Origin of the sequence: Sulfurospirillum sp. SCADC, assembly GCF_000743525.1 — a bacterium.
In the GTDB taxonomy this organism is placed as follows: domain Bacteria; phylum Campylobacterota; class Campylobacteria; order Campylobacterales; family Sulfurospirillaceae; genus Sulfurospirillum.
In genome coordinates this window covers 74,460-84,833 of sequence record NZ_JQGK01000017.1, presented here as the reverse complement: position 1 = coordinate 84,833, position 10,374 = coordinate 74,460, and the positions used below count along the sequence as shown (strand labels likewise).

Annotated in this window: 13 protein-coding genes and 1 pseudogene; 4 read left to right on the top strand and 10 right to left on the bottom strand. The window is 40.5% G+C overall.

Annotation, left to right across the window (positions count from 1 at the left end; all coding sequences use genetic code 11):
* From JU57_RS14140 to JU57_RS11280, 3 genes and pseudogenes are all read left to right on the top strand, one after another.
* A pseudogene (locus JU57_RS14140) lies at window positions 1–120 on the top strand (IS982 family transposase); the annotation flags it as partial.
* A gap of 143 nt (window positions 121–263) precedes the next feature.
* Entirely contained in the window at window positions 264–1,601 is a 1,338-nt protein-coding gene (locus JU57_RS11285) for a cytochrome c (protein WP_037961077.1), read from the top strand.
* 9 nt (window positions 1,602–1,610) lie between these two features.
* Window positions 1,611–2,804 (top strand): hypothetical protein, encoded by a 1,194-nt coding sequence (locus tag JU57_RS11280; RefSeq protein WP_037961073.1) that lies wholly within the window; start codon window positions 1,611–1,613, stop codon window positions 2,802–2,804.
* Between the two features lie 62 nt (window positions 2,805–2,866).
* On the opposite strand, the gene JU57_RS11275 is transcribed toward JU57_RS11280, so the two are convergent.
* The 9 genes from JU57_RS11275 to JU57_RS11235 all read right to left on the bottom strand — a co-directional run bounded on the left by JU57_RS11275 (window position 2,867) and on the right by JU57_RS11235 (window position 9,029).
* Window positions 2,867–3,163, bottom strand: coding sequence for a c-type cytochrome (locus JU57_RS11275; RefSeq protein ID WP_037961070.1), 297 nt, complete (start codon window positions 3,161–3,163; stop codon window positions 2,867–2,869).
* Between the two features lie 72 nt (window positions 3,164–3,235).
* A complete protein-coding gene (locus tag JU57_RS11270) occupies window positions 3,236–3,571 on the bottom strand; it encodes a hypothetical protein (protein ID WP_037961068.1) in 336 nt (111 codons plus the stop codon).
* A complete protein-coding gene (locus JU57_RS11265) occupies window positions 3,565–4,752 on the bottom strand; it encodes a HAMP domain-containing sensor histidine kinase (protein ID WP_037961066.1) in 1,188 nt (395 codons plus the stop codon). Before JU57_RS11265 ends, JU57_RS11270 begins: the two co-directional genes overlap by 7 nt.
* Complete coding sequence (locus tag JU57_RS11260) at window positions 4,709–5,407, bottom strand: response regulator transcription factor (protein ID WP_294877212.1); 699 nt, start codon at window positions 5,405–5,407, stop codon at window positions 4,709–4,711. Before JU57_RS11260 ends, JU57_RS11265 begins: the two co-directional genes overlap by 44 nt.
* On the bottom strand, window positions 5,370–5,597 hold the full coding sequence (locus JU57_RS11255) for a hypothetical protein (RefSeq protein WP_037961062.1): 228 nt from the start codon (window positions 5,595–5,597) through the stop codon (window positions 5,370–5,372). Before JU57_RS11255 ends, JU57_RS11260 begins: the two co-directional genes overlap by 38 nt.
* 2 nt (window positions 5,598–5,599) lie before the next feature.
* On the bottom strand, window positions 5,600–6,196 hold the full coding sequence (locus tag JU57_RS11250; protein ID WP_037961059.1) for an ABC-type transport auxiliary lipoprotein family protein: 597 nt from the start codon (window positions 6,194–6,196) through the stop codon (window positions 5,600–5,602).
* Window positions 6,197–6,206: 10 nt separating this feature from the next.
* The gene (locus JU57_RS11245) at window positions 6,207–7,160 is read right to left on the bottom strand and encodes an MlaD family protein (protein ID WP_037961056.1); all 954 of its coding nucleotides are present in this window, start codon (window positions 7,158–7,160) and stop codon (window positions 6,207–6,209) included.
* Between the two features lie 7 nt (window positions 7,161–7,167).
* Entirely contained in the window at window positions 7,168–7,902 is a 735-nt protein-coding gene (locus tag JU57_RS11240) for an ATP-binding cassette domain-containing protein (RefSeq protein WP_037961053.1), read from the bottom strand.
* Complete coding sequence (locus JU57_RS11235) at window positions 7,899–9,029, bottom strand: ABC transporter permease (protein WP_051906828.1); 1,131 nt, start codon at window positions 9,027–9,029, stop codon at window positions 7,899–7,901. Before JU57_RS11235 ends, JU57_RS11240 begins: the two co-directional genes overlap by 4 nt.
* A gap of 184 nt (window positions 9,030–9,213) precedes the next feature.
* Between JU57_RS11235 and msrA the strand changes: the two genes are divergently transcribed.
* Entirely contained in the window at window positions 9,214–9,741 is a 528-nt protein-coding gene (msrA, locus tag JU57_RS11230; protein ID WP_037961093.1) for a peptide-methionine (S)-S-oxide reductase MsrA, read from the top strand.
* A 21-nt stretch (window positions 9,742–9,762) separates the two neighbouring features.
* Here msrA and JU57_RS11225 read toward each other — a convergent pair whose 3' ends face one another.
* Window positions 9,763–10,368, bottom strand: coding sequence for a YhgN family NAAT transporter (locus JU57_RS11225; protein WP_037961049.1), 606 nt, complete (start codon window positions 10,366–10,368; stop codon window positions 9,763–9,765).
* Window positions 10,369–10,374: the final 6 nt, after the last annotated feature.

Below are 10,374 nucleotides of genomic sequence, written 5' to 3'. Positions count from 1 at the left end.
GTCATTAAGGCTACAACCATTGGTGGCTTCTTAACCAAGCTCAAACTTTTCATCACCGCTTATGCTATCAATTGTTTTTTGAAGCTTGCTGATGACAAAAAAGCTCTACTGTTTAACTAGCAGTTTGAGTGGTTATAGATTATTTAAAGAAAATGATATTTTTAGTTTTATACAAAAAAATTAAAAAAAATTAAAATTAACACTTATTTAACACGCGTGTTTCATAATAACATCTGTTTAAAATTTTACACAAAGGAGACTTCATGGATATAATAGGGCAATTTCCATTGTTTTATTTTCCAGATTATGGAAGCGCTTGGATGATGGGCTTAACCGGCACCATACACATCTTGTTTTCGCATACGTCGGTTGGGGCGGCAATGCTTTTTGCTTTTTTAGCACACAAAGCCTACAAAGAGGATAGGAGTGATTATTATCCGTATATGAAAAAATACGGTATGTTCTTGCTGATATTTTCGTATGTTTTAGGGTCTATCACAGGTCCTGGTATTTGGAATACCGCTACGGCAGCCAGTCCTAGAGGCATTAGTGCTCTTATTCACAACTTTGTATGGGTTTGGGCAACGGAGTGGGTATTCTTTATCTATGAAGTCATTGGTGTTTTTGTGCTTGTCTATTTTATTGATAAAATCGATAAAAAAACACACCTCCGACTTACCTATACATTTGCACTGGCTTCCGTTGGAACATTAGCACTTATCATCGGTATTATCAGTTTTATGATGTGGCCTGGAACAGAAGCATTTTATGCCACAGGAAGTGCGAGTGATGCCTTTTTTGGTGTGAATACCTTCCCTCATATGTTTTTACGTATCGGTTTTATGATTATGATGTCAGGTGTTATAGGCTTAGTGATCTCAAGTTCTATGCGAAAAGGGAATGCGGCACTTTCCGATGAGCTTAGTCGCAAAATGGGTTATGTGAGTATCTTAGGTGGCTTTATTACCTTGTTCTTCTTTATATGGTACATGGGCACACTTCCCGATAATGCGCATGCTGTTTTTGCTTTTTCCAAAGATGCAATCATCAAAAATAGAATCATTTTGACACTGGTATTTGTAGCTTATTTTGCGATTGCAATTATCAAACCAAGACTTATTAATCCTGTGATTGCAAGCGCCATGATAGGTGTTATTCTTATCTCCGGCTTGTGGTCAGGTGAGAAACTAAGAGAATCTATGCGCAAACCTTATGTTGCAGGACAATACATCTACTCCAATCAAATTATTAGTAGGGATGTTCCTGGTAAACATATTAAAAGCGAGCTTCCTATTATCGCTGAAAAAGGACTTTTACAAGTCAATCCTTTTGTTCCTGCACGTCTAAAAGTCATTACCGATGAAAACAAACTTGAAACCGGAGAGCTTTTAGCAAAAATGTCTTGTTCTAACTGTCACTCTTTAGAGAAAACAGGCGTCTATAGACCTTTAAAAGATAGATTGGTAGGAATGGATAAAGATGGAATTAAGGCAATTTTATATGCAATTGGAGAAGGAGGCATGAGTTATATGCCAAAACTCAAATTACCAGAAACAGAATATGATGCCATTGCAGAGTATTTTGTATCGTTACACTACTAAGGAGAAATGATGGACGCATCAGTATTATTAGCACTTAGGGATCCTGCGGGAGTTCCATTTTATCCCATAGTTTTTCAAGTACTTTATATTTTAACGTGGGCATTGCACGCGGCATTTGTACTTCTATCATTGGGAGCTATGGGGCTTTCACTCTACGGCTCTGCCAAAGGAAAGACGGATAAATATTGGAGTATTTTAACACCGCATCTTATTCAAACAGGCAAGATCAGTGTCTCTATTTTGATTGTTTTGGGTGTTGCACCGCTTCTGTTTACGCAAGTTATTTATGATCCAAACTGGTATGTTACCAACACGCTTTCAGGCATGTGGATTTTTATCTTTGTCTATACGATGGTCGTTGGTTATAGTATGTATTATTGGTACTATTATGCTAATAGAGCGCAAAGAACAGGTAGTACGCTTATCGGTTTTGTTTCGTTTGGTATTTTAGTCTTTGCTGGGGTTTTGATGCACAATTTTGCGGTTACTTCTATCATGCCTCAGCAATGGATGAGTATGTACGCACCCAATGGTGTTGTAAATACCAGTGGTTGGACGTTTAATCTTGATATTATAAGACTGGCGTTTATGGTGAGTTTGAGTATCCCTGTTGTAGGCATATTCTTGCAAAACTACAGTCGCTTTTTATCAACACGTAAAGATTTTGATGCCTCTTTTATCAGCTACAGCGCAAAGTTAGGAACTAATTTTGCGGTTATCGGGCTTTTAATCAGCGCCGTACTGTTCGTGTTATGGATGTTACAGGTCAAATACCTTCTTCATCCCGTGTCACTTGCGACGATTGTTGGCGTTTTAGTGCTTCTTGTTATGGCAAAGATCAATAGTAATAGTTACTATACAACCTTGATTTTAGTCGTGGTTGCGCTTCTTATCTCAACAATGAGAGAGCTCATCCGTTTTGATATTATGTCAGGATTGGGCTATAGTATTTATGACTATCCGATTAATCTTGAAATTCCTTCTATCGTTATGTTCTTGTCAACATTTTTGATTATGGGATTTGTTGGCGTAGCATTCCTGCTTACGATGGCATGGAAAGTTGGCAAAAGTGAAGGCGTTTTCGATGGTTCCAAAGATGTTATGGTCAATAGATTAGGTCAATCAACACTCTATATCATGATTGCATGGATGGTGATCTATTTTGCTTGGGGAATTGGTATTTTATTTAACAATATTCTCTAAAACTAAATGATGCCGATAAAGTATTTTATCGGCATCGCTTGAAAATGGTATACGAATAAACCTTATTTAAGACCTTCGATATATTTAGCCAAAGTAGCAATTGCTTCGGCATCCAAATTTTTAACCTGTGGTACCATTGTCCCTTTGAGTGGACCACCATAAGTGCCATCTTTATAACCATTAAGGGCGGCTGTAATTTTAGCAGCATCCCAACCTGCAATCACTTGTGATTTATTGAGAGCTGACTTCTCTGCTTTTGCCCCGTGACAGGTAGCACATGTTTTAAAAAGTGTTGCCCCATCTGCCGCAAAAATGGAAGTTGCACACACTACTGCTGCCAATAATAATACCTTTTTCATCGAATCTCCTTATGCAAATAATAGAAGAATTATATAGCTTCAAAGTGAATTTATTGTGAAATAAAAAAGTAATTATTTTAATTTATCAAAAACTTGGTATTGGTCCCAATAGGTATCAAGTGCTTCTTGGAGTTCTGTGTCGCGGAGGGTTGTTTTTTTCTTGACACCAAAGCGGTTAATTAGCCCATCCACCAAGATAGAATTCTCTGCTTTTGGGTTTTTAAGATACTTGGTCATAGCATTTTTCACTTCCATCTCGCTGCTGTATTTCAATAAGTATCGATAGAAAAATTTATCGATTTTAACCGCCATATCTTCGTGACACGGGATGCAGTTTTTCTCATACACGCCTGTTTTTGCACCAAGACAGGAGATAACCAGTGTGAAAATAAGTACTTTTTTTACCATGAAATCCTCACTGTGGTTCCTTCATGAAGAACCGAATCTAGTTTTACATGTAAAGCATACTCCTTCGCAATACTCGCCACAATGCTCAGTCCAATACCAAAGCCTCCTACACTGCGATCAAAGCGTGTGTAGCGTTCAAAGGCTTGATCGATTTGATTTTTGTCAATCCCTCTACCACTGTCTTTGATCGTGATGCTTTGCGGGCTAAGAACGACTTCGATCATTCCACCCATCTTATTGTATTTTATCGCGTTGGAGAGAATGTTGTCGATGAGTTTGGTCATTTTTTTACGATCAATGGTAAGGTAAATGCCTTCTTCCAGTGAATAACTAAGCTGGATTTTTTTAGATTCAAAGAGCAGAGAAAAATACTCCAACCGCTCTTCAAGAAGCACTTTAAGATCAATCGTTTCATCTTGAGAGAGAATTTTATGGGAAAGTACCAAATAGGTTAGATCATCGTAAAGGTTGGAAATTGTTTTGGATGCGATCGTAATGCGTTTGATCTTCTTAGAGACGGTTTCATCAAGCGTGTGAAGATCCATCATCTCGATGTTGGAGAGAATGGCATTAACAGGCGTATTGAGTTCATGCGTTGTATCTTTAATAAAGCGATCTAGCAGGGCTATCGTCTCTTTCATAGGGCGTAGGAGAAGACCTAGCAGAAAGTAGCCAATCACCACCAAAATAGAAAAAATAAGCGCACCATACCCTAGGAGTTTACGAAAAACTTTTTCACTCCACGTTGGCGGTGCAGGCACTTCCAAAACGATGTAACGCGCGCCCAAATAGTAAGACTCAAGCTCTTTAATAAAATAAATACGGTCAGCTTTAAGGTAAATATCTTCATAAAGATTGACCTTGTGTGTGCCGAGTGTTGAGAAAATTTGCTTAAGACTGCTGTCATAAATGGCTGAGTTAAAACGCTCATCTCTAGGGTATGTTTGCTCTTTTCCAAGGTTTACATGTAAAGATTTTAAACGTGCGATCTGTTCATTGGTCAGGTTAGAAAGCGTTTCTCGTTGGTTTTGAAGCATTAAATCACGCTCCAATCCGTAGTATAAAAATGCGACAAAGGCTAAGATCAGCAGTGTTAAAAAGGCGTAAAGAAATAAAAACGATCGAAGCGTCTTCTTCTCACGCGAGCGTAAATTTATATCCCAGTTTTTTAATACTAACAATGCGGTCCTTCCCCATAATTTTACGAAGGTTTTTGATATAAGTGCGAAGGGTTTCGTCACTGCCTTGTTCGTCGTATTCCCATAAATGCGTCATAATCATCTCATGACTGATAATCTCATTTTTCTTTTGTAAAAAGAGTTTAAGCAGTTTGGCTTCTTTGTTTTGAAGTTGTACGGGTGCTTGATTGATGAAGAGTTGGTTACTCAGCGAATCGTATGCAATACTCTCATCGATCTGTATTTTAGGGCTTGTTGCGTGAAAAAACTCCCGTTTTAAAATGGTTTCGATGCGAAAGAGCAACTCTTTAAGGGCAAAAGGTTTGCGCAAATAGTCATCGCACCCACTTTCATAGCCTTGTTCTAAATCTTCAATGGCATTGAGGGAGGTGAGAAAGATAGCAGGTGTTGTATTGCCCTCTTTTCTCACGTTTTTCAAAAGCTCAAAACCATTTAATAACGGAACATTGACATCCAGTAAAAAAAGATCAAAATGATGTTCATACATAAGTGTCTCGGCAGCTTCTCCATCGTAAATGGGCGTGATTTTATACCCTTTAGACTCTAAAAACTCACACACGGTTTCACTCAGATTGGTATCGTCTTCCAAAAGTAGGAGCTTAGTTTTGGGCATGGTCTCTTCTTCGTTTCTCTTCATCGTAAAGCGCTTTTTGCGCTTCATTCATCTGTGCTGCTCGACGCTCTAGCTCTTCATAAAAGCGCTCCTCTTTTGCCTTATCCACATAGCCAATCAAGGCGACAAGCTCTTCGGTACTCATTTCACTAAAATCTGCTTTAGCAAAGAGTAATGAGAGCGTGCATAAGATCAAAAAGAGGATTTTTTTCATCGTTATTTGCGAACCTCATTGATCCATGTGGCAAGGTCGTGGATGACCTCTGCGGTTGCTACATTAAACGCTTCAACGGTTCCTGTCGCACCGCTAGTGTTAGTAACCTCTTGTTTGGAGGAGAGTTTTATGCTGCCTAAGACGTTACCATTTTTGATTTCGACGATACGAAAACGTAGGCTTACGTGGACATAGGATGTTCCATCTTCTCTAAAAACCTCTTCAAAATTTTGAAGTACGGGTTCTAAAACAAGGTTATTGGATGCCATGGACGTTCCTGAAATGACCGAACTAAAATGGTGTTGATCCATCAAAGCTTCCGTGATGAGGTGCTGAAGTTTTAAAGGGGGCGTCTCACTCCATGTGCCGTATTTGTAAGGTTGCATCGCGCCATCTTTTTTGTATAAGATCGCTCGGCTATTGAGTCCGCTTGGCGCATCAATGTAAGCAACTTTGAGCACATCTTGGTTTGAGACACTAGCATGCTTTAGCTTTAGCATAGGCTCTAGGGTATAGTTGTAAGGCTTTAAGGAGGTCTCTTTGACACTACACCCACTGAGCATGAGGAGTGTGCAAATTGCAAGGAGTATCGGTTTCATTCTTTTTCCTTTATCGTTCATTTGGAGCAGGTTGGATGGTTTCCTCTTTGAAGAGAAGATCACTTGGGCTATCTTTAAGGTTACTGACAAAACCTTGTGTTTCATTCAGAAGTACCTGTAACTCTTGAAGTGTTTGGTGTAAAGGCATCAAATTCTCTCTGAATAAAATATCGACGTCGAAGGAGCCTTTCTCAAGTTTTTGATTGAGTCCTCCCATAACATTTGTAATGCTTTGAGAGGCTTTACTCACGTTATTCATCATGCTGACTCCTGTGGTATCAACGGCAGTAGAGAACGAATACGACATATCTTTAACCGCTTTGACAGCCGCAGTCGCTTCCGTTAAGAGTTGGTTAATCTCTTTGTTATGTGCTTCGATGTTTGCCATGGTTTTACTGGTAGATTCAGCTATTTTAGCACTATTTTCAATGATAATCTCTAAGTTTTTGACATTTTTCTCACTCATAATGCGTTCAGCCCGCTCAAAAATCATCTCCGCTTTGGTGCTTAGCGAGGTAATCGTTTTGTCGAGTCTTGAAAAGGTAGAAGGTCTAGAGTAGATAATGCCATACTCTTCGACTTTACCACTGGTTTTAAGCTCTTTAGCTTCGTTGGCGCCCCCTTGAAGTTGAATAAAACTAAGCCCCGTAATGCCTTGGGCTTCAATAACGGCATACGTATCTTCTTTGATAGGAGCATCGTCTTGAACCCGGATGGTGACCAAGACTTCTTCGGCATTTTTGGGATTAATGGTGATGGTGCGCACTTCCCCAATTTGAACACCGCGAAGTTTGACAGGTGCTTTTTCATTGAGTCCTGAAACAGACTCTTTGGTTGCCACTTTGTAAAATTTAAAAGTTCCTTCATCGGAGTAGTGCCCCAACCAGAGGATCGACAAAACACCTCCAATAAGCAGTACAAAAACAAATGCGCCTACCAAAATATAACTGAATCTATTTTCCATGTTTGCCTCAACTTAAAAATTTTTTCAATTCGTCGTTCGTTGTCTGTTTTAAAAGCTCCATATTGCCTTCAAAAAGCACTTTTTTATTGCCTAAAATGACAAAGCGATCAAGGACATTTGCCATCGTGTCTTTATCGTGTGTAACCATGACAACCGTAATGCCCAGTGTATCACGCAAGGTGAGTATGAGTTCGTCAAAAGCTCTTGCACTTTGTGGGTCAAGTCCTGAGGTTGGTTCATCTAAAAAAAGTAGTTTGGGATCGAGCGCAAGAGCTCTGGCAAGTCCTGCTCTTTTTTTCATACCTCCGCTGAGTTCGGAGGGGAACATCGTGGCTACTTTAGGCGGAAGTCCTACCATGGAGAGTTTCATCAAAGCAGACTCTTCGATAATCCAATCAGGAAGATCGGTGTATTCACGCATCGCAATGGTTATATTTTCTAAAATCGTTAACGAAGTAAACAGAGCGCCAAATTGGAACAGCACGCCCCACTTTTGCCTTAATTTTTGAGCCATTTTGGACGAAGCTTGCATCACATCGGTGCCTAGAACAAGCATTTGTCCATCGGTTGCTCTTTGAAGCATAATCATCTCGCGAAGCAGGGTTGTTTTACCACTACCGCTACCACCCAAAAGTCCGAAAATTTCCTCTTTTTGAATTTTAAAACTGACGCCATCGTGAATGACATTTTTGCCAAAGGAAGTGACAATCTTTTTGGCTTCAATGACAACATGATTTTTCATAAGCCCATCTCCGTGAGAAGCACAGAGATAATCGCATCGATGGCGATCACCCAAAAAATAGCATTGACGACGCTAATCGTGGTGTATTTACCAACACTTTCAGTGCTACTGTCGATCTGAAAGCCACGAAAACAGCCAATGGTTGCGATAATCGCTCCAAAAATGGGCGCTTTAATCAACCCGATGACTAGGTGTTTGAGCGCAACCGTCTCTTTAATGCGGTCAATAAATTCAACAAAACTGACATCCAGTTTGGTTGTAGCGATCACCATACCGCCAAAAATGGAGATGACATCGGCAAAAAAGACTAAAAGCGGCAACGAGAAGATCAAAGCAAAAAGGCGAGGGAGTACCAAAAAACTCCAAGGTGAAAAGCCCATGGAGCTCATGGCATCGACTTCATCGGTGATTTTCATCACGCCAATTTGCGCGGTGTAGGCCGAAGCACTTCGCCCTGCTACAACGATGGCGGTTAAAAGTGGAGCAAGTTCACGTACCGCAGAGATCGTGACCATCTCAACAATGAAAATATTGGCACCAAATTTTTCCAGTTGAGTCGCCCCTTGATACGCAATAACAATACCAATCAAAAAAGAGGTGAGCAAGATGATGGGAATCGCCCCAGCGCCGCTTTGCTCAATGTGATACAGCGTTGCTTTGAGACGAATGGTAAAAGGTTTTAGAAAAGCAGCCATCACAAAATGGCTGAGTTCTCCTGTAAAAGCAAAAAAAGATGAGAGCGTTTTGTAGCCTTCAAACATCTGTTTACCAACGTTTTCTAAATACGTGAGTATGAAATTTTCGTGAGGGAGACGTATCGTTTCTTCGGGGTAGTGTTGTTCACAAATCGTAAGTAATTTTTCTAACGATTCGCTTGCCCCTGTTTTTGAAACAACACATGCGTGTGCTTCGAGTTTTTTGATATGGTGCAAAATCAGCATAATGCCATGTGTGTCAAATTCTCGAATGCCTGAGAGATCGAACGTATAAACAGTTTTGGGTTTACATGTAAGCGCGTTAAATGCGAGATCAAGCGCTTTAACGGCTTCTTTGACCCAATTACCCTGCAATGTCACACTCAAACCATCGTTTGTTTGTGTTACGTGCAGTGAGGGTTTGTTTTTCATTGTGGCATACACCCTATTTTTTTGGTTATTATAACATAATTAGATTACTCAAAACGGCACAGATTAGGTTTTATCAGTAGATGCTATAATTTTTCGCAAAAGGGAGTTATTCATGAAAAAAGTACTCTTTTTAATGCTACTTTCACTGAATGTTATCACTCACGTGAGTGCAAAGGAGGCCGATATGAAATACGAAGTTGCCACATTGGGTGGCGGTTGTTTTTGGTGCTTGGAAGCGGTTTTTGAAGAGGCACGCGGTGTGATGGATGTCGTGAGTGGTTACGCAGGTGGCACACTTCACACGCCAAGCTATGAACAAGTCAGCAGTGGTTCCACTGGACACGCTGAGGTGGTTCAAGTGACGTTTGATCCTAACATCATTTCGTATGAAGCACTGCTAAAAATCTTTTGGCTCATTCACGACCCCACCACGCTTAATCGTCAAGGAAACGATGTCGGAACCCAATACCGTTCGGTCATTTTCTACCACGATGAACACCAAAAAGAACAAGCCGAAGCATCGCTCAAAGCCTTTTCAAGTAAATTTACCAAACCTCTTGTCACTGAAATAAAACCTTTAGAAACATTCTACAAAGCCGAAGCCTACCACCAAGATTACTTCAAAAATAACCCAAACCAAGGCTACTGTATGTTTGTTGTTTCGCCTAAAGTAGAGCATTTTAAACATGAATATAAGGACTGGGTGAAATAGGCAAATCCTTTACATGTAAAGCTAAAACGTGTGAACAAGCCCTCGTATTCCATCAATAAACATCTGCACTGACATCATCAACAGTAGCATTCCCATCAAGCGTTCAAGCGCTGAGAGTCCTTTTTCGCGGAGGAGTTTGTAGAGTAGAGGCGAGAGGTACATGATGAGTGCGGAGATCAGCCATGCTAAAATCAGTGCGGCAAAGAGTCCGCCTAGATCGTGTGTGTGGGATTTGCTAAGCACTAAAAGCGTTGCGAGTGTCGAGGGTCCTGCGATGAGCGGCAGGGCGATGGGTACCATAAAAGGCTCTTTGGATGAGCCATACAGTCCACTGCTGCCTTCATTGCCTGGGAAAATCATCTTGATGCCGATCACAAAAAAGATCACCGCTCCTGCGATGCGAACCGATTCTGTTTCCAAGTGAAAAATGCTCAAAAAGAGCTCTCCGCCAAAGAGAAAAAGCATCAAAATTGCCAGTCCAAAAAGCATCTCACGGAGGATAATTACCCTTCGGCGCGCGATGTCAACATCTTTGAGGATGGAGAGTATCACTGGAACCGCGCCAAAAGGATCAATCACAAACATCAGTAAAATAGCCGTGGAAACAATGGAAAAATCAGCGTTCATTCGCAC

Excerpts from the sequence above, each read along its gene's own strand:
- JU57_RS11260 (WP_294877212.1), bottom strand. The coding sequence starts at position 5,407 with ATGAAGAGAAACGAAGAAGAGACCATGCCCAAAACTAAGCTCCTACTT.
- JU57_RS11245 (WP_037961056.1), bottom strand. The coding sequence starts at position 7,160 with ATGGAAAATAGATTCAGTTATATTTTGGTAGGCGCATTTGTTTTTGTA.
- JU57_RS11280 (WP_037961073.1), top strand. The coding sequence starts at position 1,611 with ATGGACGCATCAGTATTATTAGCACTTAGGGATCCTGCGGGAGTTCCA.
- JU57_RS11270 (WP_037961068.1), bottom strand. The coding sequence starts at position 3,571 with ATGGTAAAAAAAGTACTTATTTTCACACTGGTTATCTCCTGTCTTGGT.
- JU57_RS11240 (WP_037961053.1), bottom strand. The coding sequence starts at position 7,902 with ATGAAAAATCATGTTGTCATTGAAGCCAAAAAGATTGTCACTTCCTTT.
- JU57_RS11235 (WP_051906828.1), bottom strand. The coding sequence starts at position 9,029 with ATGAAAAACAAACCCTCACTGCACGTAACACAAACAAACGATGGTTTG.
- JU57_RS11255 (WP_037961062.1), bottom strand. The coding sequence starts at position 5,597 with ATGAAAAAAATCCTCTTTTTGATCTTATGCACGCTCTCATTACTCTTT.
- JU57_RS11250 (WP_037961059.1), bottom strand. The coding sequence starts at position 6,196 with ATGAAACCGATACTCCTTGCAATTTGCACACTCCTCATGCTCAGTGGG.
- JU57_RS11275 (WP_037961070.1), bottom strand. The coding sequence starts at position 3,163 with ATGAAAAAGGTATTATTATTGGCAGCAGTAGTGTGTGCAACTTCCATT.
- JU57_RS11225 (WP_037961049.1), bottom strand. The coding sequence starts at position 10,368 with ATGAACGCTGATTTTTCCATTGTTTCCACGGCTATTTTACTGATGTTT.
- JU57_RS11285 (WP_037961077.1), top strand. The coding sequence starts at position 264 with ATGGATATAATAGGGCAATTTCCATTGTTTTATTTTCCAGATTATGGA.
- msrA (WP_037961093.1), top strand. The coding sequence starts at position 9,214 with ATGAAATACGAAGTTGCCACATTGGGTGGCGGTTGTTTTTGGTGCTTG.